Origin of the sequence: Vulcanibacillus modesticaldus (assembly GCF_001730235.1) — a bacterium.
Taxonomy (GTDB): Bacteria; Bacillota; Bacilli; order Tepidibacillales; family Tepidibacillaceae; genus Vulcanibacillus; species Vulcanibacillus modesticaldus.
In genome coordinates, this window is sequence record NZ_MIJF01000011.1 from 1 (window position 1) to 24,870 (window position 24,870).

The following is a 24,870-nucleotide window of genomic DNA, read 5'->3' on the forward strand; positions in this document are numbered from 1 at the left end:
GTTATCTAAAGAATAGGTATCTTTAACCAAATCGTATATAAAGCTAAAGTCAATTGCTTGATCTATTTTCCTCACTAGATGATCCTCTGGTACTAAATCTTCTATTGATACTAATTCAACTTGAGTTCTTACATCTTCCTTACGTTTTGTTAACATGTTTCTCCCCTCACAAGATATTTATTACATACTTATTATACAAAAAAAGCTTGTAGATTTGTCTAAATAAAGACTTTGTCTACAAGCTGAAACTTAGGCAAATTGCCTAAGTTTTTTTCTTGACAAAGATAAAATAACTATTGACCCTAACATCGTGTCATAGTCTATGATGAATATGGAGGTGAAAATAGTTGTTCTATAAGGTGAAACAAGTTGCGAACATGGTGGGGATAAGTGTAAGGATGTTACATTATTATGATAAAATAGGACTTCTCAAACCCGAATCTATTAGCGAGGCAGGTTATCGACTATATTCTGATCAAGATCTGGAAAGATTGCAACAAATCCTTTTCTTTAGAGAACTGGATTTTAGTCTAGAAGAAATCAAAAATATATTAGATAGTCGTTGATAAAAAACAAGTTCTTAAGTCTCACAAAGAACTTCTTCTTAAGAAAAAGAAAAGACTTGAAAAGATTATTGAAACTGTAGAAAAAACAATAAATTCAATTGATGGAGGTAAAGAAATGAAAATAAATGAGATGTTTGAAGCCTTTGATATGTCAGAAATAGATAAATATAAGAATAAATATGCAGAAGAGGTAAAGCAGAAATTTGGTAATACAGCAGCATATATTGAGAGTCACAAAAAGACTTCCAACTATAAGGCAAATGATTGGAAGGCAATTAAGTTAGAATCGGATACAATCTTAAAAAAGATTGCGGCACTAATGGATAAAGGACCGGCTGATCAACAAGTTCAAGAAGCGATTGAGGAATATAGACAGCATATTACTAGTAGGTTTTATAATTGTACTACTGAAATATTTAGGGGATTAGGAGAATTGTACGTTAACGATGAACGATTCACCAAAAATATTGATAAGCACAAGGTAGGTCTTGCGAGTTTCCTTAGAGATGGAATTAATATCTACTGTGATAATTTAGAAAGATAACTTTTCAGTCAAAACAAAAGCGTTGTTACCACCGGAAATGTCATGTTTATTCATGGCATTTTTTTTGATATATTAAAAGTTAATGATAAGCAACTATAACTTTAGACAGTTATCATTAGATAAAGGTGATAAATGATGATAATCGGAACTGGCAAAATCTACTTATCCGCAAATTGGGTTCATTCATTGAAAGAAAAGAGAATGATCGTAAAAAGTATTATTGATAAGGTAAAACACAGATTTAATGTATCGATAGCTGAAGTGGATAAACAAGATTTCCACCAATCAATAGTAATCGGAATAGCTTGTGTAAGTAATGATTCCAAACAAGCTAATAGTATTATTCAAAATGTAATCGATTATATAGAATTAAATACTGATGCAATCGTAGAAAATATTGAGGTTGAGATTTACTAAAATAATATATAATTGAATCTGGGGGTGAACCGATGAAACATATCTTTGTAGTTGATGATGAAAAAAATATTAGAGAGATAATAATTAAATATCTTGAAAAAGAGGGGTATAAGGTAACTTCGTTTGTTAACGGTAATAACGTCCTAAGTGAAATGAAACGCCTAAAACCAGATCTATTAGTTATTGATATTATGATGCCAGGAATTGATGGACTGGAATTATGCAAGCAAATAAGAATGAATAGCGATATTCCAATAATATTTGTATCTGCTAGAGATGAAGAACTGGATAGAATATTAGGGTTAGAGCTAGGGGCAGATGATTATTTAACAAAGCCTTTTAGCCCTAGGGAGTTAGTGGTTAGGATAAAAAATATCTTCAAGAGGTTAGATCAATTTAAGATAAACAATCATGATGATCTAATCAAAATTAAAGACTTGAAATTACATACATATAAAAGATTTGTTGAGAAAGATGGGGTTGAACTAGAATTAACTACAAAAGAATATGATCTATTTGAATTTTTAGTTCGTAATAAAAACATTCCTTTCACTAGAGACAATCTATTAGAGAAAATTTGGGGTTATGACTATTATGCTGGTGATAGAATGATAGATGATTTGATTAAGAGAATAAGAAAAAAATTAAAGGATATCAATTCTTTAGTTGAGATTACAACTGTTTGGGGGTATGGTTATAAAATTGAAGATTAAAATGAAGATAGGTTCAAAGATTTTTGTTACTTATATGTTATTATTAGTGATCACGTTTTTAGTCGCTTTTGGGTCTTTTCGTTTTTTGTCTTATAAATATCTTATAGCAGAGACAAGAGAACAACTATTAAAGGGAGGAAAATTGATTTCCGAACTTTATAAAACAGCTCCACTTGTAGATACTGGGATCAGAAGTCAGATTTATAATAAAAGAAGAATTGAAGTTGCAAATCGAATTATTGATGCGCACATTATAATTATGAATCGAGATAAAAAAATAATCTACTCAACCGTAAAAATCGACAATTATAATGAGATATTGGACTTAAGCAATAAACTCAATAATCATAGGGAGTATGTATCTGTAAGAACCCCTATCTATGAGAAAAATCATAATATAAAAGGTTATGTTGTTTTATTTGCAAAGGTTAGAGAGATAAAACGTTTAAATAACTTGATGTTTATTACTCAATTGTTCAGTTTTATTATTGCAGCAGTAATTGCATTAATTATCGGTTATCTATTAAAAAATAGCTTAACAAGGCCGCTTAAACTTCTAACTGAAAAAACGAAATACTTTTCCCTAAAAAAATTTGATTCCGATTTAGAGATTAATACTGGTGATGAAATCGAAGAACTCGCAACTAGTTTCAATCAAATGGCTCGAAGATTAAAATATTATGACGAACGCCAAAAGAGATTTTTGCAAAATATTTCCCACGAATTAAAAACTCCATTGATGGCCATTCAAGGTAATGCTGAGGCGATAAAAGATGGAATTGTCCAAGGGATAGAAGTTGATAATAGTTTAGAGATTATAATTGCTGAGAGCCAAAGACTAAAAAAGCTTGTTGATGAAATAATATATCTTACAAAAATAGAGAATGTTAACGACACCTTCAATTTTAATGAACGAAATTTAAACGAAATAATTTTAACTGCAGTTAGAAGTGTTAAAAACCTAGCGGATCAAAAGGCAATTACGATTGAAATCAAAAGTAATCTTGACATTATTGGGAATTATGATAAAGAAAAATTAATTCGAGCATTCATCAATATATTGGGGAATGGAATCAGATATGCTAAATCATTAATTTTAATAGAAAGTTCAATTGTAGATGACAAAATCGAAATCAAAATTATTGATGATGGTAATGGCTTCAAAGATGGTGAAGAAAAAAAGATATTTGAGCGGTTTTATAAAGGTGAGAATGGAGGCACAGGAATTGGATTAGCAATATCCAAGGCGATCATTGAAGCTCATAAAGGTTCTATTGAAGCTTATAATAATACTCCTAATGGGGCAATCTTTAAGATTACCTTACCTATATATCCTAATAAAAGCAACAATCCCAAGGTTTAATCAGAACCTTTGGGATTGTTAATTTTTTACCCAATGTACTAACCTATACAAACTATAAATTGATTACTAATCCAGGTTTAGCCAATTTTACATCACCATTAAATCGTTCCTTAGCTTGCTCTACTAAAAGATGATGATTGTTATCATGAGGGAGATGTGTAAGTATCAGTTGGTTAACTCCAGCAATTTCTGCTAATTCACCTGCTTGTCCAGCTGTTAAATGTCCCTTCACCTTTCCAAGTTGTTCATTGTATAAATTAGCTTCACAAATTAAAACATCTGCGTCTTTAGAAAATTCTACTAATTGGTCCGTCCACTCAGTATCTCCGGTGTATATCAAAACTTTATCATGAACTTTGAATTTTATAGAAAGTCCATAAACAGGATGGACTGTTGGGCAAAAACTCACTTGAAATGGTCCGATATTAATGGTACTGTTTTCGCTAATTTCATATCCCATTGTAATGTTGTTAAATGTCAATTTGTTAAAAGCGTTTGAATCATTATTGTGTCCGTAAATAGGAAAAGGTAATTTAGATATTTTACCAGACTGATTTTGAATTAGGAAATAATATTGTAAACATCCTATATCAGCAATGTGGTCGTTATGGTAGTGAGAAACTATTAATCCATCTAATTGGGAGAGAGAAATATGATTTTGTAATTGGCTTAAAACCCCACTTCCACAATCGACAAGAAGATTAAATCCACCTTCCTCAACAAGTATCGAAGAAGTTGCAGAATTAACTTCAGGGTATGCACCCCATGTACCTACTATAGTTACTTTCATGTTAGTACATCCTTTCATTAAATGATATTACAACTTATCCTAATTAAAGGAAAATGTATCCTTTTATTTATTATTAATATCTATTATTATAAAAGAATAATCTTGATATACAATATCTACCGATGAACATAGATCAGTATCCGATTGAAATAAACCAATAAAAGTCCGAAAGGGTGGAAGATGTGAAAAGATTTGATGAGAGAGATACGATTTTTGCAAGAATGAGTTATCAAAAGGGCTCTAGAGAATATGAAGATTACTATAAAAGAAATCCTGAGAAAAAAGTAGTTGATGATGAGTTAAGAAGTATGCCGAATGTTGGTGAAGAAGGAACATCAACATATAACCAGCTACATTCACCAATACCAATAGCGGGATATAAGTTTTTATCAGATATCAAAAAATATTCAGAAGGACCCATTAATCAACAGCAAATTGAAGTAGACCCAGAAGTTATGACGAAAAAAATTAAAAAGTTAGCTTATTACTTAGGTGCAAATTTGATTGGTATTGCAAAATTGCAGGACTATCACTACTATTCACATAGGGGACGGGATCGGGAAACTTATGGACAACAAATTGATAAATTCCATAGATTCGGTATTGTATTTGCTGTAGAGATGGAAAAAGATTTAGTTGATAGAGCGCCCCAATTTGAAGAACTACTGGAAGTAACAAAAAAATACGTAGATGCCGCTGTTATTGGAATGTGGTTAAGCTATTATATTAGGGAATTAGGTTATGAAGCAAGAAACAACATGGATGGAAATTATTTGGTAATTGCCCCCTTAGTTGCTGAAGATGCAGGCTTGGGTGAAATCGGAAGATCGGGAATATTAATTACTAAAGAATATGGCCCACGGGTTCGACTAGGAGTTGTAACTACAAATATACCGTTAATCCCAGATAAAAAAGAAGAATTTGGTGTTAAGGAGTTCTGTAAATATTGTGGCAAATGTGCCTTATCTTGCATAGGTAACGCCATACCAAAGGGAAAAATTAAAGAAGTAGAGGGCGAATTGAGATGGAGAATCGATCCAGAAAAGTGTCATCGAGTTTGGAGACAGGTGGGCACCGATTGTGGCATTTGTCTTTCAGTCTGCCCATTTAGCCAATCTGTTCCAGTGGAACTAATAGAGAAGATGCAGGGTTCCCCCGAGATTAGAGAAAAGATTTTAAATGAATATCAAGGTGAACATGGTATTATGGCATTTCTAAAAAAAGAGATTAATATTTTGGATTAAGGTTAAAAGCTTGGTTAAAAAAACCAAGCTTTTATTTATAAAAAATACAATAAATAAGCAAATGTATAATGTTATTTATAAAATTTTATCTAAATTGAAAGGAAACAGAGGTTAATAAATAGAATATTAAAAATATTAACAAAATTCAAAACAAAGGTGGTGTTATTGAATAAATTTTGAGCTGATTAATTATATATAATTAAGAATTTTTATTCAATAAAAGGAGATGATTGCCAATGATGGATACTCCACTGACATTACTATCAATATTAAAAAGAGCGAAATTTTTATTCCCCAAAAATGAGATCGTATCAAGGGGAGTGAACGGAATTTTTCGTTATACTTATGGAGATTTTTATAAGAGAACTCACAAGTTAGCCGGAGCTTTAAATTTATTAGGTGTGAAACCTGGCGATCGGGTAGCCACATTAGCTTGGAACGATCATCGTCATCTTGAAGCTTATTTTGCAGTTCCTTCTATGGGAGCTATTCTTCATACAATTAATTTCCGGTTATCACCAGAACACTTAATATACATAATCAATCATGCGGAAGACAAAATTATTTTAGTTGACGAGACCATCGTTCCAGTTCTAGAAGCTATTCAAGATAAATTGAAAACAGTAAAAGTTTATATAATCTTATCCGATAAAAAGGGAGCGACTGAAACAAAATTAAGACCTGCATACTATTATGAGCAACTAATAGAAGAAGAAAATAGTGGTTTTCAATTCTCAGAAGATATCAAAGAAAACGATCCAGCTGGAATGTGTTTTACATCTGCAACAACCGGTAATCCAAAAGGAGTTCTTTACTCACATCGCGGCTTATTTTTGCATAGTATGGCTATTGGTTTAACCGATACATTAGGTCTTTCAGAAAGAGACAGTATTTTGCCAATCGTTCCAATGTTTCATGTTAATGCCTGGGGTTTACCGTTTGGAGCAACAATGTTTGGTTCTAAACAAGTATTACCGGGTCCTGCACCTACACCAAAAGATTTATTGAATCTGATGTCAGAAGAAAAAGTAACATTATCTGCTGGAGTTCCCACTATATGGTTGGGAGTATTAAAGGAGTTAGATGAAAACAAGTCTAATTACGATACTTCTTCAATTAGAGGTTTTATATGCGGCGGTTCAGCCGCACCAAGAGGCATGATTAAAGCATATGAAGATAGGCACAATATTCAAATATTACATGCCTACGGTATGACTGAAACCACTCCACTAGTGTTTGCGTCTCGTTTAAAGAATAATTTACTAAATTTATCTAGTGAGGAACAATTGAATTACAAAGCAAAACAAGGCTTAATAGTACCTGGTATTGAAATGAAAGTCATTGGTAAGAATGGTGAAGTTAAGCACGATGGAAAAGAAATGGGAGAATTACTCCTTAGAGGTCCTTGGATCGCAAGTGAGTACTATAATGATGAGCGTACTAAGGAAACGTTTATTGATGGTTGGTTACATACTGGAGATGTAGTCACTGTCGATGAAGAAGGCTACGTTCAAATAGTAGACCGTACAAAAGATTTAGTGAAGAGCGGAGGAGAATGGATATCCTCAGTTGATTTAGAAAATGCTTTGATGACACACGAAGCTGTATTTGAGGCTTCAGTTTTTGGGGTAGCTCATCCCAAATGGCAAGAGCGGCCAATAGCTGTTGTCGTCCTAAAAGATGATTACAGAGAAAAAACGACTAAAGAAGCTTTATTAGGTCATTTAGCGAAACAGTTTGCTAAATGGTGGTTACCAGATGATATTATATTTGTTGATGAGATTCCTAAAACCAGCGTTGGAAAATTTTTAAAGCGTGGATTGAGAGAAAAATATCAAAATTATTTATTGGATAAAGAAAGCTAATCGTTTTATTATTCCATCGCTAAATTATTTCCGGGGACATCGCAAAATATGGCAATTATCAAGAATTTTGACGAGATTTCGACATTAAATATAATAAAAAACATTTTCTTGGGTGGCTAATTTTAGCCACCTTGTTCAATTTCAATAAAAATATCAAAAATTAATATTAAATTATTACAGAGAAGTATGGTTTATCATAATCGAATTATGTAAATTCATTTCCATTATCGTTACTTTAATATACATTATAGTATTTAAAGTTTAGTAAAATTAAGATATACTAGAAATGCTATCATGAATTTTGTTGATTATAAGAGGTGAGAGAAAATGCTATCAAGAAATTTAGATATGGCAAAAAAGGCCTATAAAAATAAGGACGTGGAAGCAAGTAAAAAGGCTCATCAAGCATTGACTGACGCCCCTGAAATTCATAAGCATGAACAGGGTCAATTTATTAAAAGTCTAATCTATGGTGGACTGGATGGGATTATAACTACATTTGCCGTTGTAGCAGGTGTTGCAGGTGCTTCTCTTTCCTTTGGTGTAGTTTTGATTTTAGGATTTGCAAATCTCATTGCTGATGGGTTATCAATGGCTATTGGTGACTATTTAAGCTCAAAAGCTGAAAATGAATATAAACAAGCAGAAAGGGAACGAGAAATCTGGGAAATTGAGCACTTTCCAGAAGGTGAGAAACAAGAGATGATTGAGCTATATGTTAGCAAAGGGTTAAGTAAGGAAGATGCAACTGCTATAACCAATATTATTTCTAAAAATAAAGAGGCGTGGGTCGATATAATGATGGTAGAAGAATTGGGGATTATTGAGGACAATGAATCACCGGTAAAAAATGCTATTGTTACTTTCTTGTCATTTGTAATATTTGGCTTTATACCACTCATTACCTATGTGATATCCACCTTTTTACCAGGACTTAAAGATTCTGCTTTTATTATCGCTAGTGTATTAACCGGAATAACTCTATTTATTTTGGGAGCACTTAAAGTTAAATTTACAGCTAAAAATTGGTTATCATCTGGAATTGAAATGCTAATAATAGGTGGAATAGCTGCTTTTGCTGCTTATGGTATTGGATATGTACTTTCTGCTGTTGCTTAAAAAATCCTTATCTCTCTTACATAACTTATAAGAGGAATGTAAGAGAGTTTTTTTTATCACAATCTGTGAGATAATGCTTATTTGTTCACGGTTGTACTAATATTTGATATACTTAATGTAATTTATTCTGTATTTTTCAGATTTTGTAACAATATCTTTTTGCTGAGGGTGATTTAATTGAATAGGTGTCCATGGTGTATTGGAGACGATTTGTATATTAAATACCATGATCAAGAATGGGGAGTACCGGTTTTTGATGATCGAAAACAGTTCGAGTTTTTAGTATTAGAATCGGCTCAAGCTGGACTAAGTTGGTTAACGATATTAAAAAAGCGAGAAAATTATCGTAAAGCCTATGCTGATTTTGATCCAGAAATAGTGGCTAAATTTGATGAAAATAAAATTGAAGAATTGATGAATAATCCTGGAATAATTAGAAATCGAAAAAAAATAGAAGCCTCTATTAATAACGCTAAACAATTTTTAAAAATTCAGCAGGAATTCGGCAGTTTTGCAAATTATATATGGGGATTTGTTAATCATCGTCCAATCATCAATAAATTTGACGATATCTCAGAACTACCCGCAAAAACGGAATTGTCTGAAAAGATAAGTAAGGATCTTAAAAAAAGAGGTTTTAAATTTTTAGGTCCAATTGTTATTTACTCTCATTTACAAGCCGTAGGGATAGTAAATGATCATTTGGAATCTTGTTTTAGAAAACACTTATCTCAAGTATAAGTGTTTTTAATTTTATTAGTGATTTTTATCACTGCATTATTTCGATAGATTTTTATAATAATAGTATATAAAATAGCAAGGAGTTGTTATTATGATAAAAAAGGAAATGTTAATAGGTGATATTGTTAGACTTAAACCTAATTCAATAGATGTACTAGCTAAATTTGGAATGGGATGTTTGGGTTGTCCTTCTTCTCAGATGGAAAGTTTAGAACAAGCGGCATTTATCCATGGACTAGATGTAGATAAAATTATTGATGAATTAAACAAAGATGAACAAAATGAGGAAAAACTAAATAAAGAAAAACAAAATAAAGAAAAACAAAATAATGAAGAATAGGTGATGAAAATATGAGTGCATTTCTTGCTCCTGTACATTTTTGGATGTATGACAAAATAATTAACTTACGAAATTTAGAAGATGAGCTTTCGGAGTTATTAAGGGACAACGAACAATATAGAGAATTTCTAGAAAACCTAAGTAAAAAATATGGAGATATCAATAGAGATGAAAGTCTTGAAGCAATTATAGACCATTCGAACATACATGGTTGGTTACAAAAAAATGTTGATATTGTTGAAGTTAGACATGCAGAAGTGATCACTAAATTAATTGATATGGGTGTTTCAATGGATAAAATTTTGGAAAAAACAGAGGAACATGCTATCAAAGTTGCAAACAATATTCATCAAGAGGCAGAAAAGAATAAAGATAATTTCATCAAATCCTATGGCTATGATACTCCAAAAGAGGTGTTTGCAACTATCAATACTTACGTTTTAGATGGATTACCTTGTGATAGAGTAAGTTTACCTATTGAAGAAAGTCCAAATGAATTTATATGGGAAACAACCAATTGTATCCATGAAAAATATTGGGACAGTATTGGTGGAGATGTGTCTAATTACTATCAAGTAAGAAATACTTGGATTAATTCTTTCGTTCAAAATTTGCCTAAAAAATATCGATATGAACGTTATCAAGATAGCGGTAAAACACTAAACCGTGTGGTAAGTTTGGAGGGTAAATAATGGAGTCAGTTAAAGTGATGGTTGATGAGCATCAAAATATATTAAGGATGCTAAAGGTGATTAGGACTGCATGTTTTAAAGTCTATCAGCATGAAAAGTTTGATTATGATAAATTCTACGATATGATTGATTTTGTAAGAAACTATGCTGATAAACATCATCATTCTAAAGAAGAAGAAATTCTCTTTAAAGAGATGGAAAAACAAATTCCACGTGCTAAGGAGCCAATACAAGGGATGTTTATAGACCATGATAGTGGACGTCACTATATTCGGAATCTAGAATCAGCCCTTGAAAAGGTTAAGAATGGCGATGATGAAGCTCATATTGATATCATTTCAAATGCATTAGCCTACGTGGAGTTATTGACTAGACATATTGATAAAGAAGATAATGTAATTTATAAATTTGCTGAAAAGCATTTAAACGACCCAGCAAAGGATCTTGTTGAAAAAGCGTGTGAAAAAATCGAAGATGAAGCTAATGATAAAGGGATACAAGAAAAATACCTTAATTTATTAGTGGAACTTGAAAAATACTTTAATGTCAAATAATCAAGAAAGTATTTACCGAATTATGGGCAAAAAAAGTCCCTAATTCGGTTTTTTTTGTGTAAAATAGACGGGGAAAGGAGGAAGAGAAAATGGATATAACTTTACGAGGACATCATTTATTATGTATTCATGGATTTCAGGGTATGGGATACAATCATGATTTTATAATCAATATGGAAGATATAGTAGGAAAAATTCGTGATTCAGGTAACGATTTCGATATTCAGGTACTAATAGGTTTAGATAATATCTGTAAAGCATGTCCACACCAAGGTGGAAGTCAATGTATCAAAGATGATAATTCAGATCAACATGTAAAATTGTTGGATAGTAGGGTCATACAGCATTTACAATTGAAAGAAAATAACAGGTACAGCAAATTTGAAATTCTTAAAAAAACAAAAGAATTGGTTAAACCAGATGATCTAGATTTTTTGTGTGAGGGTTGTTCTTGGTTACCGTCGGGAATATGTAAAAATGGTATTATGAATTTAAAAAATGAGAATTAAACATAACTTGATTAAAAACTTTGATTAAAGATGCATAACAGTTTATTCTTGATACAAAATAACTTTGAACTAACTGTTAACATTTATTTTAATCAAAGGAGAAAAAGATGGAAATTAAACCAATTAATAAAAAGTTGAAATTATACGGGTTCAATAATCTTACAAAAACACTGAGTTTTAATTTATACGATATTGGGTATGCTTTGAACCACGAGCAGCGCCAAGAATATATTAAATACATTGATGAGGAGTATAATGCGGATAGATTAGTAAAGATCTTAAACGATGTAGCAAAGATAATTGGTGCAAACGTATTAAATATTGCTAATCAGGACTATGAACCTCAAGGAGCAAGTGTCACTATGCTGGTTGCTGAAAACCAAATTATTAATGATGATCCTGTCAAAGTAGTTGATAATCAATCACCGGGACCTTCATCGGAAGCAATTATCGGTCATTTAGACAAAAGTCATATTACGGTTCACACCTATCCTGAAAGCCATCCCGATAAAGGGATCACTACATTTAGAGCAGACATTGATGTTTCTACCTGTGGAGAAATATCTCCATTAAAAGCACTTAATTATCTAATAACTAGTTTTGAACCAGATATTGCTAATATCGATTATCGGGTTAGGGGTTTTACCCGTGATGTGAGAGGTAAGAAGTACTTTATTGACCATAAAATTAATTCTATCCAAGACTTTATGTCAATAAAAACACGTGAAATCTACCAGATGATTGATGTAAATGTTTACCAAGAACGAATATTTCATACCAAAATGATTCTGAAAAGCTTCAGTCTAGACCGGTACCTTTTTGGAGCTGCTAAGAAAGAATTGCAAAAAAGTGAAAGACAAAAAATTAAGAAGCGAATTAAAAAAGAAATGTTAGAAATATTCTACGGTAAAAATATGCCAACGATTTAATAAGGGTAAAAGTCTCTTTCTAATTTTGATAGAGACTTTTTTAATATATAATAAAAGAGTAGTTAATTTGATAATATTTTGATAATATAATTTAGCAGAATGTTGGTTAAAAGGATGGAGCGCGAGTAAAATGAATGGTACAAACGTAGAGATTCAGCAAGAAGCTTATTTAACAAGAAATGTTAATAAGAAATCTAGTAAATCTAAACTTATATTAAAAGCTAGTAAAATCACTATCTCAATACTTGTTTGGGGGAGTCTATTATATGGTGGATATTTCTTAGCTAATCAGTATATTAATGAAACTAAGGACTATATTAACGACAAAATAGCACAAATTGAAAAACAAAATCAAAAACAAATGGAAGTATTTAATAAGTTACAAATAGACCTTGATGAAATATATGATGAGCTTATAAATATAAGAGGTGAGTTGCTTTTAATCGAAGAAGATCTGGCGTTGACAGGTGAAACCTTAAACGGCACCGATAAGACCAAAATTGCATTACAGGAGCGGATTGATGAATTAAATAAGCAGTTAAATGAATTACAGGAAGCTATTAAAAAATTAGAGGATGCTGCTAATGATTAAGTACATTAACATCTTTTTTGCTTATTTGATAGCGCCTGTCATCGGCTTTTATCTTGGTTTTTTTTACAACGATCCGATTAACACGATTGATAGGATTTCTGAAGCGAACCTACCTAGTAATCAGTTAGAAGAAATGGTAGGAAAAATTGATCAAGAACTTCTAAAATCTCACAATAATGTAAAAGAAACAAGTGACGAAGTTAAAAAGATTCTTGATATCGCCAATGATAAAAATAAAGATTATGAATACCAAAAAAATCTGATAGAGCGGTTAACAAAAACAAGTGAACAACAAGCAAAAAAGGCTGATCTTGTTTTAGAACAAGTTTTATCAAATCTATTAGGTGAACCGATTGCCATCCATAAAGGCACCAATTCTACCATCAAAGTTTATACATTAATTGAAGCAGGTTATCGTGGTTATATGGCTAAGATTAGGCCACATAACTCAAATGCGCTGAAATTGGTTTTAGCAGATGATAAAATTGTTAGTGATGGCGAGACAACTAGTGAAGCAGCTAAACGAACTGGTGCTATATTGGCTATCAATGGGGGAGGTTTTTGGAGAACACAGGAAGGAAAAATTGCTCCATTGGGAATCACAGTTGTCGATGGTAAAATCAAAACTTTTTATTCTTCTCCAAAGCTTTCATTTGTAGGATTTAATGATGGTGGACAATTAATCGGGGGTAAGTTTACATCAGAAAAAGAAATAGTAGATAACAAAATATTGCAGGGCTCTAGTTTTGTTCCAATCTTATTACAAGATGGTAAAAAGGTAGAGATTCCATCTGATTGGGCAAACACTAAACATCCAAGAACCATAGTTGGTAATTTCTCTAATGGTGAGCTGTTGTTTATTGTTATTGACGGACGTAGAGAAGGTTGGAGTTCTGGAGTAACATTAGAAGAAGTTCAAGATAAATTACTAAGTTTTAAAGTAAAGGATGCTTTTAATCTTGATGGTGGTGGTTCTAGTACCTTTTACTATGATGGAAAAGTACTAAATAAACCTTCTGATGGTAAGGAGCGTCCTGTATCAAGTAACCTAATCGTGTTACCTTAAATTGTGGTAAGATTATTCAAATATAAGTAAATAAGAGTTTCAAAAATTATCTTAAAGGAGGAAATTATTTATGGGGATTTTAAGTGGGTTATTGGGGAATGCGTCAGAAATTGATGTACAAAAATTAGAGAGAGAGTTTGAATTGATTCTATCAGATGATGAACAAATCGAAAAAGCGTATAGAATAATACGGGATCTATTTGTTTTTACCAACAAACGTCTAATTTTAGTCGATAAACAAGGGCTAACTGGTAAAAAGGTAGAATATCATTCAATTCCTTACAGAAGCATCAGTCATTTTAGTGTAGAAACTGCCGGTCATTTTGATCTTGACGCTGAACTAAAGATTTGGCTTTCTAAAGCTGATGAACCAATTATTAAAGAATTTAAAAAAGATAAAAACATATACGATGTACAAAAAGCATTAGCCAGTTATGTATTATAGTTAATAAATTTTTTTAAATAAATCCTGATTTAGGATTTATTTTTTTTGTATACAAGTATCTTTATATTGGAAAGAGTGATGTTTTAATATATAATAAAATGTAAAATTCAGAAAAATTAGAAAACTTACTTTTGAGGGAGGAAAATTATGTTTGATTTTTTGATGAACGAAGGACAGAAAGAGTTACGAAGGGAGGCAAGAAGTTTCGTTAAAGGGGTTCCAAATCAATTAATTTTAGACATGGATACTGAAAAGATCACCTTTCCAAGAGAGTTCGTTGAAAATGCTGGCAAGAGTAACCTATTAGGTTTGAGATTTAAAAAAGAATATGGTGGACGTCAGTTAGGATGGGAATCAGAAATTATCGCTATTGAAGAAATGGGCTATTTAGGAACTGCTTTAGCATGCTTATATTCGATGCCTAGTATTGTCGGTGAAGCGATACATAAATTTGGCACTGAGGAACAAAAAGAAAAATATTTAATTCCAACAATTCGAGGAGAAAAAGTAGCAGCAGAAGGTTTAACGGAACCTAGGGGAGGTTCGGATTTTTTTGGGACAACTACAATAGCTAGAAAAGATGGTGACGCTTTCATCATTAACGGACAAAAGCGTTTTATTGTCGGGGCAGAGGGTGCAGATTATTTCTTAATATATGCTAGAACAGATGAGAATGCGCCTCCTCATAAAGGAATAACAGCTTTTTTAGTAGATAGAACCGAAGATGTACGTGTTGAATATACTTACGGACTGATGGGAACTCGTGGAGCTGGAACTGGAAGGGTTCACTTTAAAAATGTTAGAGTGCCTGCGGAGAATATCATCGGGAAGCTAAATGGAGGAATTGAAATATTTAATCAAATGATGATACCTGAAAGGATGACAAGTGCTGCAGGTGCCCTAGGGATGGCTAAAGCAGCTTTAGATGTTGCGACAAGATATTCAATGAATAGAAAGGCTTTTGGACATCATATTAGGGAGTTTCAAGGGGTTAATTTTAAAATCGCTGAAAGTATTACCTTATATGATGCTGCACGTTCTATAGTTTATACAGCAGCACGGGCGATTGATGCTAATGATGATCCTAGAAGGGTAAGAAGATTGGTATCAGAAGCTAAAAAATTTGCTACTGAATCAGCATACAAAATAGTAGATCATTCAATGCAGATCATGGGAGGAATCGGCTATACGAATGTTTTCCCAATCGAGAAAATGTTAAGGGATGTTAGATTGATTACCATTTGGACTGGTACTAATGAAATTATGAATTTAATCATTCAATCTGAGTACTATAAAGAATTTATCAAAGCAAATGAACATGGTAGAAATATTGAAATGGATGCCTTAGAAGGAGATAAGGCAGAAGAAAAGGTTTATGAATAAATAAACTATTGAATCCCCGACTAACAAGTACTGAAGTACGACAAATAACTTCTTCAATGGATGCTAAAGCAATCATTTATCACCCCCAATTTGCTGATCAAGTAAAAGAATTAGAAATAACCAGATATCCTTTATCAATAAAAGAAATCGACTTCTTAAAATCTTACCCCAAAGAGGATCTGAATTTAGATATACTAGATAAAGATACTGCCGAAATATTATTGACTTCAGGAACTACAGGTCGCCCTGAAGGGGTAATGTTAAGTCATCAAGCAGTATACCAGGTTGCAATGATGATGTCCTATGAAATGCAATTTAAATATGGTGATCGGATCTTGCAAATTATGCCTCTTAGTCATTCTGCTCCATTAAATTTAACACTTATGGGTAGTGTTTTCTCTGGAGCTACGAGTTATTACCCATTTCTTTGGCGCTCCAATTGCTTATTTATTGGCATTAAAAATTCTAGAGTCCAAAAGTTATGACCTTACATCGATTAATAGCGGATGTTCAAGATGTGGCGGTTATTGGAAAGCCTCATAAAGAATGGGGAGAGACTGTTATTGCTATTGTTGTTAAAGCAAAGGGCTCGAGAGTAACAGCTGAAGATATTCGAAATTATTTAGTTGATAAGTTGGCGAAGTATAAAATCCCAAGAGAAATTATTTTTACAGTAATAGGGCGAAAAGCCCATGGAATCGTGGGATGAAAGCGCAGGGGGTGAAATCATGGAACAAACAGTAAAAATCAAACTACTACCGACTAAAGAGCAAGAATATCATTTGATCAATATTTCAAGAGAATATATTAAAACGGTCAATACATTAGTTGCTGACATGGTTCAAGCTGAAAAAATATTAAAGCTGTCATCAAAAGATGTTCATGTGTCAATGCCCAGTGCTGTCAAAAACCAAGCGATTCGTGACGCAAAAAGCGTCTACCGAAAAGTCAAGAAGTTAAAAAGAGTACCTATACTTAAAAAGTCAGTTTGTATATGGAACAATCAGAATTATAAGATCAAAGAAAGCGTCATCGAATTTCCAGTATACATTAATGGTAAATCAAAACGAATTGCTGTAAAAGCTATTTTAACTGAATATCAACACAATCTATTGAAGAATCAATTGGGGATACTGCGGATCACAAAGAAATCAAATAAATGGATTGCTCAAATAGCGGTAAAGATACCGGGACCAACTCAAAACAATTCAGATATTGTTATGGGTGTAGATCTAGGGTTAAAAGTTCCAGCTGTTGCAGTAACCAGCACAGGAAAAACAAGGTTTTTTGGTAATGGAAGACAGAATAAATATATCCGTAGAAAATTCAAGTCCCAAAGGCGTGAATTAGGTAAATCCAAAAAGTTAAATGCTATTCGTAAACTTAATGATAAAGAAACTCTGTGGATGAAAGACAAAGACCATAAAATCAGCCGGACATTGGTTGATTTTGCAATAAAAAACAATGTTTCGGTTATTCGCTTAGAAAAACTCTCTAATATCCGAAACACGGCAAGAACAAGCCGTAAAAACGAAAAGAACCTACATACATGGTCATTTTATCGTCTAGCACAATATATTGAATACAAAGCAAAATTAGCAGGAATTAAAGTAGAATATGTCGATCCTAAATACACCAGCCAAATTTGCCCTATGTGTGGAAAACGTAATCATACAAAAGATAGGAAATATCAATGTTCGTGTGGATTTAAAACACATCGAGATCGGGTAGCAGGAATAAATATAATTAATGCACCTGTGATAGATGGAGTAGCTTAAAGTGAAAGTCTATCAGCCCATACTGCTATATGCACTGGTATGGGAAGGGTACTGGCATACCCTTAGCTTGGGGTCATACTCGCCTACTGGAAACAGACTGGCGTTTAATCACCCAAGAATCCTACGTATTCATACGTGTGGAGTGTCAAAGACGTATTACCAAGAAATGCTTCTGGTAAAATCCTAAAACATCGTTTGAGAGAAATGTATCAATCCAAATAAGATAAAGCAATAAAAAAGTTGCTTGACAATTTAGAAAAAATAGCATATTCTACCATAGTAATAAATTTCAGAGGGTTTTTTAAAGCCACGATTCACATTGGTGAATTATGGCTTTTTCTGTATATAAACATAAAACAGGGTGATATAAAACGAAAGGGAGTAATAGAAATGGTAATAGATAGAGCAAAAAATTTGTTCAAGCCTTACCTTGGGTTACCGAGAGAGATGTACGTTATATTTTTTGCAAGAATGATCAATGCATTAGGAATGTTTGTTTTTCCCTTATTAACATTAATCTTAACGATAAAAATCGGTTTGACTAATTCTCAAGCGGGTTTTGGGTATCGCTAGGAGGCTTGTTATTTTTACCTGCAAGTCTGATTGGAGGGAAATTAGCAGATTCTATTAGTCGGAAAAAAATAATAATTATTTTTGATTCGTTTGCTGCCATTACTTATCTAATTATTGCCTTTATGGAGCCATCAATGAATCTGGTTTATTTGATTATGATTGCGGCTATGTTTATGGGAATAGGTGAACCTGCTCATAATTCTTTGATTGCAGATATTACAACTCCCAAAAACCGAGATGGTGCATACTCTTTGTCTTACTTGGGATTTAATATCGGTTTTGCAATTGGGCCATTGCTTGGTGGGATTTTATTTAAAAACTACTTTAAGTTGATATTTATCATAGATGCACTTACTGCACTTATTGCGACATTTTTAATTTTCATCTTTATCCAAGAAACAATTGATAGAACGAAGGAAGAATTTAGTGAAGAACGCAAATTAGAAAAAAGAGTTGAAGGCTCTATATTTAAAGTTTTATTAGAAAGACCAATTCTTATCTACTTTTCACTAATTATGTTTGGATATAACTTTGTGTACTCCCAATGGGGGTTTTTACTTCCAATACATGTCGAATATAATTATCCTGAACTTGGCTCCCAAATATATGGAATGTTAGCTAGTTTTAATGGATTAGTTGTTATGTTCTTTACTCCTTTAGTTACAATGTTATTAATGAAGAACAATAATTTCCGCAAAATTGTTTATGGCGGGATTTTATACATCATTGGTTTTGGGATGTTGGGATTTATTAGTTCAAAAGCGGTATTTTTCTTATCAGTTTTTATATTCACTATTGGAGAGATTACTGTTACAATCAGCTTCATGCCGTTAATCGCTAATTATACTCCTGCATCTCATCGTGGAAGAATGAACTCAATCTTACCATTGATTATGGGATTAGGTTTTACCTTAGGGCCGCTTGGAATGGGGATGATATTAGAATATTATTCGATAGAATCAAGCTGGCGAATGGTTGGGGTGTTGATGGTATTTTCAACTATATTAATGTTATTATTAGAAAAATTAGATGGAGTGCAACAGAAAAGGTTAGTTAAAAAGGAAACAAAAGAAAGAACTTTAGTCCATAATTGAATTAATTTACAATAATGTTAATATTAAAAAAGGGGGAGGGGTTATGAACAATAGTTTCATAGAAGTTTTAACTGCTATCATCATAAGTTATTTAATCGGTTCATTATCTTTTGCTTATATTATTGGAAAAATATTTTACAAAATAGATATTAGAAATCACGGTAGTAAAAATTTGGGTGGCTCGAATGCAGGTAGGGTTTTAGGAAAAAAAGTTGGAATTTCCGTAATAATTTTAGATTTCTTTAAAGGATATCTAGCGGTTTGGTTAGTTGCAAATATTTTCGAATCTAATTTTGAAATATCCATTATATCTGGGCTGTTTGTAGTATTAGGTCATTTGTTCCCAATCTTTTTTGGTTTTAAAGGCGGAAAGGGAGTGGCCACTAGCGGAGGAGTCATGTTATTCATAAACCCTTGGTTAATATTAATAAGCGTGTTAATAATTCTCATTCTTTGGCTAATCACAGGGTATGAATCATTATCGACATTAATTGCATTTGCATTTGTCCTATTTGTATTGTTATCATTAAAGAGTACTCTTATCAGTATTTTTAGTATTATCGTATTTGTTGGTATTCTTTATGCGTATCGAAATAATATACGTTCATTACTTAATGGAACTGAAAAAAAGAAAAATATCTTCAACAGATTTAAATAAGCTACCTTGATAGGTAGCCTTATTTATGCGTATATCGTTAACCATTCATCAGAGAGGCGTACTTCAAAGGTTGTAAATTTTCCCACCACTTCACCATCTACATGAATACTAACCTTGGAATCACTGTTTACTAGATACTTATTTCCCCTAACTAACTTAACACCAGAATAATTAATATGAGTTCCTTTAAAAATTGTAGGAAATAATGCCAGAATTTTTTTTCTATTTATCCCATAGACCACAATTGCATCTAAAATTTCCTCTTGTGGGTCGGCGTTGGGATTCATGATCATACCTCCACCAGCATAGGGATTATTGGAAAAGGTGATAAACCAACTATTGTGATAGTCGTACTGATCATCATCAATTTTTATAGTGAGTTTTAAGCGTTTAAAAGAAAAAAGCTGTTTAATTACAAAAAAAACGTATGTTAAAGTTCCAAGGTTGAATTTATTAAAGAATTTTTTTACCCGGATTTTTTCGATATTCGCTTCATATGCTACTTCAGCATCAAAACCAATACCACAATTACTTGCAAATCTACGACTAATCGTGTTATCTCCCAGTATTATGCTATACTTTATATTCTTCTTTCTGCCTTTTACAATTTTATCAATAGCTTGGATTGGGTCAAGTGGAATTCCATTCCCTCTAGCAAAATCCATTCCAGAACCATAAGGAATATATCCAAATGAAGTAGATTTAAAATTGATTATTCCATTAATAACTTCATTAACCGTTCCATCACCACCAACAGCGACTAGAGAGACGGGTGAGTCGGTATTTGTTAACTCCTTGGCAATTTCTGTGGCATGGCCAGGATATTCTGTGAAATGAACAGTAAAATCGGGTAGTTTATCGACTATAACACGTTCCAAAGTAATCCAATCTTTTTTTAATTTTCCGCCTTTTGCGATTGGATTAACTATAAAATGATACATCTATACACCTCCTATCTATTATATTTCAGAAAATTATAGATATTTATATAGTAATCTATAGCTTAAAATCAAGCAATGTAAATCTACCAATATATCAATTTATATCTTAACGAGCATAAATCCGGTTTTCGAACAGGTTAAATTTGTATATATATACAAGTCCTTAAATTTTAAAAATCTAAAACTTTAATTATTTTGCAATTTACCACATTAAGATATTGAAATTTATCAAAATATATAGTAGAATTAGTTATAATTGTTAAACAATTGTGACTATTAAGAAATTAATATTTTTAATAGTCATGATTATAATTATTCATTTAATGGAGGTAGATTAATGAAAAAAAAATCAATTCTATTACTTTTATTAGGTCTCATATTAGTATTTTCATTTGCTTTAACTGGGTGCGGTAGTAAAGAGACAAATGATCAACCTACAACAACTAATTCTAGCGATTCTAGTGATGCATCAAGTGCAAATAGTTCTGCGCCAACAAAAATTAGCACGTTAGAAAAAGTGAAGAACAGAGGAAAAGTTATAGTAGGAGTAAACGGTAAATTACCAGGCTTTGGTTATGTAGATTCTAACGGGAAATATACTGGTTTTGATGTTGATTTTGCTAGGGCACTTGCAGCAGCAATATTTAATGATCCTGATGCAGTTGAGTTTAGACCCTTATCAGCACAAGAACGCTTTACAGCATTACAAACCGGAGAGATCGATGTATTAATCAGAAATACTACTTGGACGATCTCGCGGGATACTCAACTAGGAACTAATTTCGCACCAACAACCTTCTATGATGGTCAAGGTATTATGGTTCGAAAAGATAGTGGAATTAATAGTCTTAAAGATTTAGAAGGAGCACGAATCGGTGTGGAAACAGGAACCACTACCGAATTAAATCTAGCAGATCAATTCCGAAAACTTGGAATCAAATATGAACCTGTAGTATTTGAAGACAGTAACGCTATGGTTGCAGCGTACGAAAAGGGTAGTCTTGATGCTTGGACAACTGACAAGTCTGGATTAGTTTCTCGTCAATCTACTTTAAGCGATCCTTCTGCTCACAAAATATTGAAAGAAACTCTTTCCAAAGAACCTTTAGGTCCGGTTGTGCTTCACGGTGATGATCAGTGGTTCGATATTGTTAAATGGGTTGTCTTTGCAACAATTGAGGCCGAAGAATTAGGTATTACCCAAGACAATATTGATTCGTTTATGAATAGTGATGATCCAGTTGTACGTCGTTTTCTTGGAGTAGATGGTGATTTAGGTGAGCAATTAGGTTTAACTAAAGATTTTGCAGTAAGAGTTATTAAGGCTGTAGGTAACTATGGGGAAATATATAATCGTCATCTTGGACCAGATACAATTTTTAACATGGACCGAGGATTAAATGACTTATGGACGAACGGAGGATTATTGTATTCACCTCCATTCCGCTAGTATTTTAATTTTTTCTAAAAGTTATGGGCCTGTTATCCTGATTTAAAGGGCAGGCCCTTTTAAAAATATTCGTAGCAAAAATGCAGTTACGAGGTGAACAGTACATGAAAAATAATAAACAACTGATAACAATACCGTTTTGGAGAGATAATCGAATTATCCCCATCTTACTACAAATGCTATTTGTTATAATAGTTTTTTCAGCAGGTTTCTATTTTTTTTCTAATGCAATTGCGGGGCTGGATCGGATTGGTATCAAGCTAGGGTTTTCATTTCTGAAAAATCCAGCTTCATTTTCTATCGGCGAATCTTTAATAGAGTATTCACCATCCGATAGTTATGGAAGAGCGATTGTGGTAGGGATCTTAAATACGATTAAGGTATCCATAATCGGTATATTTTTTGCGTCAATTTTAGGAACGTTTATTGGCATTGCTAGAATTTCGAATAACTGGCTGGCTAAGCAATTTGCTAGCTTGTATATTGAAATCATTCGAAACACGCCTTTATTGGTACAGATTTTTATTTGGTACTTCGCTGTTTTTTTAGAGTTACCAAAAGTAAAAGAAAGTATCAAATTACCAGGAGGAATTTATCTAAGTAATCGGGGAACGGCAATACCTTGGTTTGAAGCAAATCCAAGTTTGTATTTATGGATTATCTTTTTTATTATTGGTATTTTATTAGCGATCATCTCTTGGAAAGTTAAATTAAAAGCTCAGATTTCATCAGGAAAGAGGAAATATCCTCTATTTTGGTCAATTGGGTCTTTTTTCTTGGCGCTAATAGTTGCTTTTTTTGTAACAAGGCAGGCTCCGGTAAATATTGTTTATCCTACATTAGGAAAATTTAATTTCCAAGGTGGATATATCATAACCCCTGAATTTTCAGCAATTTTAGTGGGTTTAGTACTTTACACGGCTACGTATATTGGTGAAATAGTACGTGGGGGAATTCTGTCTGTATCCAAGGGACAAATTGAAGCAGCAAAAGCGTTGGGACTTAAAAACTCTACGACTTTGAGACTTGTAATTTTCCCGCAAGCAATAAGAGTTATCATTCCACCGGTAACAAGCCAGTATTTAAATTTAGCTAAAAACTCCAGTTTGGCGGTTGCGATTGGCTACCCTGATTTAGTTAGCGTCGGGGGTACAGTGTTAAACCAGACAGGTAGAGCTGTTGAAATGATCACAGTGATGATCTTAGTTTATTTAGCTATGAGTCTATTTACTTCATTCATTATGAATATGTTTAATAAACATACTCAGTTGGTAGAGAGGTGATCATTTATGCAAACAGAAAATAAAATTAACCCACAAATGGAAATGGCTCCACCTGCTGCAAATATAGGAGTAAGAGGATGGTTGAAAGAAAATTTATTTAGCAGTTGGATAAATACGTTAGTAACGATAATTTTTGCAACTATTATATATTTTATCGTTAAAGGCATATTAACTTGGATTATTTATTCGGCTGATTGGCAAGTAGTTAGCTCAAATTTTCGTCTATTTTTTGTCGGGCAATATCCACTAGAACAACTTTGGCGGATTTGGCTAAGTTTAACTATCGTAACATTGTTATTTGGTTTTACTGCTGGAATATGGAAGGGTACTGTTTGGAAGTTAACGATCTTTTTATCAATAGTATTTTTACTAATCACACTTTTGCCTTTTATTCCACTCTCTGCAAAATTATGGTTAGTTATTAATATTATATCTCTTTATTTAGGTTATTTTTTCATAAATAAATTACCAAAAAATAAGGTTATTACAGTAGTTGGCTGGTTTTTATCCTTTCCAATAATCTTAATTTTAATAAATGGTTTTAATCTGTTAGCACCAGTCTCTACAAATTTATGGGGTGGCTTATTATTAACAATTTTGATAGCTGTTGTTGCGATAGTAGTTTCATTTCCACTTGGTGTTTTGTTAGCGTTAGGTAGAATCAGCAAGTTGCCAGTTATTCGCTGGTTTAGTATCGCATATATCGAATTAATCCGTGGAATACCCCTAATTACAGTCCTATTTATGGCTCAATTGATGGTTCCGTTATTTTTGTCTGAAGGAATAGAAATTAATAACGTAATTAGAGTAATGATCGGAGCGACGATGTTTTCTGCTGCTTATGTTGCAGAGAACGTGCGCGGTGGTTTACAATCTATCAATCGTGGACAATTTGAGGCAGCAAAAGCTTTAGGTTTAAACTCAGTTTACACTATGGCATTTATCATTTTACCACAAGCATTACGGGCTGTTATTCCAGCTATTGTAGGACAATTTATTGCGATGTTTAAAGATACGTCATTAGTTGCTATCGTTGGTTTAATTGATTTATTAGGGATAGCAAAAACGATAGTTGCTAATCCAGATTTCTTAGGTAAACAAATGGAAGTTTTCCTGTTTATCGCTTTGATTTATTGGATATTTAGTTATTCTATGTCTTTCGCTAGTAGAAAATTAGAAGAATCACTAGGTGTTGGAGAAAGATATTAACTGTGAGGAGGG

General features: G+C 32.6%; 28 protein-coding genes and 1 pseudogene. 26 read left to right on the top strand and 3 right to left on the bottom strand.

Annotated features, from left to right (window positions below; translation table 11 throughout):
• A partial coding sequence (locus BHF71_RS11435; protein WP_084024145.1) for a transposase occupies positions 1-156 on the bottom strand: 156 nt, incomplete at its 3' end.
• 191 nt (positions 157-347) lie between these two features.
• On the opposite strand from BHF71_RS11435, the pseudogene BHF71_RS02820 reads away from it, so the two are divergent.
• The 4 genes and pseudogenes from BHF71_RS02820 (at position 348) to BHF71_RS02835 (ending at position 3,603) form a co-directional block, all read left to right on the top strand.
• Positions 348-1,110, top strand: a pseudogene (locus tag BHF71_RS02820) (MerR family transcriptional regulator).
• A 135-nt stretch (positions 1,111-1,245) separates the two neighbouring features.
• The gene (locus BHF71_RS02825) at positions 1,246-1,527 is read left to right on the top strand and encodes a DUF503 domain-containing protein (RefSeq protein WP_069656158.1); all 282 of its coding nucleotides are present in this window, start codon (positions 1,246-1,248) and stop codon (positions 1,525-1,527) included.
• A 32-nt stretch (positions 1,528-1,559) separates the two neighbouring features.
• Entirely contained in the window at positions 1,560-2,240 is a 681-nt protein-coding gene (locus tag BHF71_RS02830) for a response regulator transcription factor (protein ID WP_069656159.1), read from the top strand.
• On the top strand, positions 2,218-3,603 hold the full coding sequence (locus tag BHF71_RS02835; protein WP_069656160.1) for a sensor histidine kinase: 1,386 nt from the start codon (positions 2,218-2,220) through the stop codon (positions 3,601-3,603). Before BHF71_RS02830 ends, BHF71_RS02835 begins: the two co-directional genes overlap by 23 nt.
• A gap of 52 nt (positions 3,604-3,655) precedes the next feature.
• On the opposite strand, the gene BHF71_RS02840 is transcribed toward BHF71_RS02835, so the two are convergent.
• On the bottom strand, positions 3,656-4,393 hold the full coding sequence (locus BHF71_RS02840) for an MBL fold metallo-hydrolase (protein ID WP_069656161.1): 738 nt from the start codon (positions 4,391-4,393) through the stop codon (positions 3,656-3,658).
• Between the two features lie 182 nt (positions 4,394-4,575).
• Between BHF71_RS02840 and BHF71_RS02845 the strand changes: the two genes are divergently transcribed.
• The 19 genes from BHF71_RS02845 to plsY all read left to right on the top strand — a co-directional run bounded on the left by BHF71_RS02845 (position 4,576) and on the right by plsY (position 19,975).
• Entirely contained in the window at positions 4,576-5,637 is a 1,062-nt protein-coding gene (locus BHF71_RS02845) for a 4Fe-4S dicluster domain-containing protein (protein ID WP_069656162.1), read from the top strand.
• 236 nt (positions 5,638-5,873) lie between these two features.
• Positions 5,874-7,502, top strand: coding sequence for a long-chain fatty acid--CoA ligase (locus tag BHF71_RS02850; protein WP_069656163.1), 1,629 nt, complete (start codon positions 5,874-5,876; stop codon positions 7,500-7,502).
• Between the two features lie 327 nt (positions 7,503-7,829).
• The gene (locus BHF71_RS02855; RefSeq protein ID WP_069656164.1) at positions 7,830-8,621 is read left to right on the top strand and encodes a VIT1/CCC1 transporter family protein; all 792 of its coding nucleotides are present in this window, start codon (positions 7,830-7,832) and stop codon (positions 8,619-8,621) included.
• Positions 8,622-8,798: 177 nt separating this feature from the next.
• Positions 8,799-9,362, top strand: a complete 564-nt coding sequence (locus BHF71_RS02860; protein WP_069656165.1) for a DNA-3-methyladenine glycosylase I — start codon at positions 8,799-8,801, stop codon at positions 9,360-9,362.
• A 91-nt stretch (positions 9,363-9,453) separates the two neighbouring features.
• A complete protein-coding gene (locus BHF71_RS02865; RefSeq protein WP_218064918.1) occupies positions 9,454-9,702 on the top strand; it encodes a DUF1858 domain-containing protein in 249 nt (82 codons plus the stop codon).
• Between the two features lie 11 nt (positions 9,703-9,713).
• Positions 9,714-10,394, top strand: coding sequence for a hypothetical protein (locus BHF71_RS02870; RefSeq protein ID WP_069656167.1), 681 nt, complete (start codon positions 9,714-9,716; stop codon positions 10,392-10,394).
• Positions 10,394-10,948, top strand: a complete 555-nt coding sequence (locus BHF71_RS02875; protein ID WP_069656168.1) for a hemerythrin domain-containing protein — start codon at positions 10,394-10,396, stop codon at positions 10,946-10,948. Before BHF71_RS02870 ends, BHF71_RS02875 begins: the two co-directional genes overlap by 1 nt.
• An 89-nt stretch (positions 10,949-11,037) precedes the next feature.
• Complete coding sequence (locus BHF71_RS02880; protein WP_069656169.1) at positions 11,038-11,457, top strand: DUF1284 domain-containing protein; 420 nt, start codon at positions 11,038-11,040, stop codon at positions 11,455-11,457.
• Between the two features lie 107 nt (positions 11,458-11,564).
• The gene (gene speD / locus BHF71_RS02885) at positions 11,565-12,386 is read left to right on the top strand and encodes an adenosylmethionine decarboxylase (RefSeq protein ID WP_069656170.1); all 822 of its coding nucleotides are present in this window, start codon (positions 11,565-11,567) and stop codon (positions 12,384-12,386) included.
• Positions 12,387-12,516: 130 nt separating this feature from the next.
• Complete coding sequence (locus BHF71_RS02890; protein ID WP_069656171.1) at positions 12,517-12,978, top strand: coiled-coil domain-containing protein; 462 nt, start codon at positions 12,517-12,519, stop codon at positions 12,976-12,978.
• Positions 12,971-14,044 (top strand): phosphodiester glycosidase family protein, encoded by a 1,074-nt coding sequence (locus tag BHF71_RS02895; RefSeq protein ID WP_069656172.1) that lies wholly within the window; start codon positions 12,971-12,973, stop codon positions 14,042-14,044. The genes BHF71_RS02890 and BHF71_RS02895 overlap by 8 nt, the downstream gene beginning before the upstream one ends.
• A gap of 70 nt (positions 14,045-14,114) precedes the next feature.
• A complete protein-coding gene (locus BHF71_RS02900; protein ID WP_069656173.1) occupies positions 14,115-14,489 on the top strand; it encodes a PH domain-containing protein in 375 nt (124 codons plus the stop codon).
• A 147-nt stretch (positions 14,490-14,636) separates the two neighbouring features.
• Positions 14,637-15,872, top strand: a complete 1,236-nt coding sequence (locus BHF71_RS02905; RefSeq protein WP_069656174.1) for an acyl-CoA dehydrogenase family protein — start codon at positions 14,637-14,639, stop codon at positions 15,870-15,872.
• 8 nt (positions 15,873-15,880) lie between these two features.
• Positions 15,881-16,357 (top strand): class I adenylate-forming enzyme family protein, encoded by a 477-nt coding sequence (locus BHF71_RS02910; RefSeq protein ID WP_176717291.1) that lies wholly within the window; start codon positions 15,881-15,883, stop codon positions 16,355-16,357.
• Positions 16,354-16,581: an AMP-binding enzyme gene (locus tag BHF71_RS02915; RefSeq protein WP_069656176.1), complete on the top strand. Its 228-nt coding sequence runs from the start codon at positions 16,354-16,356 to the stop codon at positions 16,579-16,581. Before BHF71_RS02910 ends, BHF71_RS02915 begins: the two co-directional genes overlap by 4 nt.
• A gap of 19 nt (positions 16,582-16,600) precedes the next feature.
• A complete protein-coding gene (locus tag BHF71_RS02920; protein ID WP_069656177.1) occupies positions 16,601-17,650 on the top strand; it encodes an RNA-guided endonuclease InsQ/TnpB family protein in 1,050 nt (349 codons plus the stop codon).
• Between the two features lie 390 nt (positions 17,651-18,040).
• Positions 18,041-18,223 carry a hypothetical protein gene (locus tag BHF71_RS12190; RefSeq protein WP_218064919.1) on the top strand — a complete coding sequence of 61 codons (183 nt, stop codon included), beginning with the start codon at positions 18,041-18,043 and terminating at the stop codon, positions 18,221-18,223.
• Positions 18,224-18,228: 5 nt separating this feature from the next.
• A complete protein-coding gene (locus BHF71_RS02925) occupies positions 18,229-19,317 on the top strand; it encodes an MFS transporter (protein ID WP_218064920.1) in 1,089 nt (362 codons plus the stop codon).
• A 43-nt stretch (positions 19,318-19,360) separates the two neighbouring features.
• On the top strand, positions 19,361-19,975 hold the full coding sequence (plsY, locus tag BHF71_RS02930) for a glycerol-3-phosphate 1-O-acyltransferase PlsY (RefSeq protein WP_084024149.1): 615 nt from the start codon (positions 19,361-19,363) through the stop codon (positions 19,973-19,975).
• 23 nt (positions 19,976-19,998) lie between these two features.
• On the opposite strand, the gene BHF71_RS02935 is transcribed toward plsY, so the two are convergent.
• Complete coding sequence (locus BHF71_RS02935) at positions 19,999-20,916, bottom strand: diacylglycerol/lipid kinase family protein (RefSeq protein ID WP_069656178.1); 918 nt, start codon at positions 20,914-20,916, stop codon at positions 19,999-20,001.
• A gap of 337 nt (positions 20,917-21,253) precedes the next feature.
• Here BHF71_RS02935 and BHF71_RS02940 point away from each other — a divergent pair, with 337 nt between their 5' ends.
• The 3 genes from BHF71_RS02940 to BHF71_RS02950 all read left to right on the top strand — a co-directional run bounded on the left by BHF71_RS02940 (position 21,254) and on the right by BHF71_RS02950 (position 24,858).
• Positions 21,254-22,366 (top strand): amino acid ABC transporter substrate-binding protein, encoded by a 1,113-nt coding sequence (locus BHF71_RS02940; protein WP_069656179.1) that lies wholly within the window; start codon positions 21,254-21,256, stop codon positions 22,364-22,366.
• Between the two features lie 104 nt (positions 22,367-22,470).
• A complete protein-coding gene (locus BHF71_RS02945) occupies positions 22,471-23,649 on the top strand; it encodes an amino acid ABC transporter permease (RefSeq protein ID WP_084024151.1) in 1,179 nt (392 codons plus the stop codon).
• A 6-nt stretch (positions 23,650-23,655) separates the two neighbouring features.
• On the top strand, positions 23,656-24,858 hold the full coding sequence (locus BHF71_RS02950) for an amino acid ABC transporter permease (protein ID WP_069656181.1): 1,203 nt from the start codon (positions 23,656-23,658) through the stop codon (positions 24,856-24,858).
• The last annotated feature ends 12 nt before the right edge of the window (positions 24,859-24,870 follow it).

Coding starts and splice junctions, on each gene's coding strand:
- BHF71_RS02825 (WP_069656158.1), top strand. CDS start 1,246: ATGATAATCGGAACTGGCAAAATCTACTTATCCGCAAATTGGGTTCAT.
- BHF71_RS02830 (WP_069656159.1), top strand. CDS start 1,560: ATGAAACATATCTTTGTAGTTGATGATGAAAAAAATATTAGAGAGATA.
- BHF71_RS02835 (WP_069656160.1), top strand. CDS start 2,218: ATGGTTATAAAATTGAAGATTAAAATGAAGATAGGTTCAAAGATTTTT.
- BHF71_RS02840 (WP_069656161.1), bottom strand. CDS start 4,393: ATGAAAGTAACTATAGTAGGTACATGGGGTGCATACCCTGAAGTTAAT.
- BHF71_RS02850 (WP_069656163.1), top strand. CDS start 5,874: ATGATGGATACTCCACTGACATTACTATCAATATTAAAAAGAGCGAAA.
- BHF71_RS02855 (WP_069656164.1), top strand. CDS start 7,830: ATGCTATCAAGAAATTTAGATATGGCAAAAAAGGCCTATAAAAATAAG.
- BHF71_RS02865 (WP_218064918.1), top strand. CDS start 9,454: ATGATAAAAAAGGAAATGTTAATAGGTGATATTGTTAGACTTAAACCT.
- BHF71_RS02870 (WP_069656167.1), top strand. CDS start 9,714: ATGAGTGCATTTCTTGCTCCTGTACATTTTTGGATGTATGACAAAATA.
- BHF71_RS02875 (WP_069656168.1), top strand. CDS start 10,394: ATGGAGTCAGTTAAAGTGATGGTTGATGAGCATCAAAATATATTAAGG.
- BHF71_RS02880 (WP_069656169.1), top strand. CDS start 11,038: ATGGATATAACTTTACGAGGACATCATTTATTATGTATTCATGGATTT.
- speD (WP_069656170.1), top strand. CDS start 11,565: ATGGAAATTAAACCAATTAATAAAAAGTTGAAATTATACGGGTTCAAT.
- BHF71_RS02890 (WP_069656171.1), top strand. CDS start 12,517: ATGAATGGTACAAACGTAGAGATTCAGCAAGAAGCTTATTTAACAAGA.
- BHF71_RS02895 (WP_069656172.1), top strand. CDS start 12,971: ATGATTAAGTACATTAACATCTTTTTTGCTTATTTGATAGCGCCTGTC.
- BHF71_RS02900 (WP_069656173.1), top strand. CDS start 14,115: ATGGGGATTTTAAGTGGGTTATTGGGGAATGCGTCAGAAATTGATGTA.
- BHF71_RS02905 (WP_069656174.1), top strand. CDS start 14,637: ATGTTTGATTTTTTGATGAACGAAGGACAGAAAGAGTTACGAAGGGAG.
- BHF71_RS02915 (WP_069656176.1), top strand. CDS start 16,354: ATGACCTTACATCGATTAATAGCGGATGTTCAAGATGTGGCGGTTATT.
- BHF71_RS02920 (WP_069656177.1), top strand. CDS start 16,601: ATGGAACAAACAGTAAAAATCAAACTACTACCGACTAAAGAGCAAGAA.
- BHF71_RS12190 (WP_218064919.1), top strand. CDS start 18,041: ATGGTAATAGATAGAGCAAAAAATTTGTTCAAGCCTTACCTTGGGTTA.
- plsY (WP_084024149.1), top strand. CDS start 19,361: ATGAACAATAGTTTCATAGAAGTTTTAACTGCTATCATCATAAGTTAT.
- BHF71_RS02935 (WP_069656178.1), bottom strand. CDS start 20,916: ATGTATCATTTTATAGTTAATCCAATCGCAAAAGGCGGAAAATTAAAA.
- BHF71_RS02940 (WP_069656179.1), top strand. CDS start 21,254: ATGAAAAAAAAATCAATTCTATTACTTTTATTAGGTCTCATATTAGTA.
- BHF71_RS02945 (WP_084024151.1), top strand. CDS start 22,471: ATGAAAAATAATAAACAACTGATAACAATACCGTTTTGGAGAGATAAT.
- BHF71_RS02950 (WP_069656181.1), top strand. CDS start 23,656: ATGCAAACAGAAAATAAAATTAACCCACAAATGGAAATGGCTCCACCT.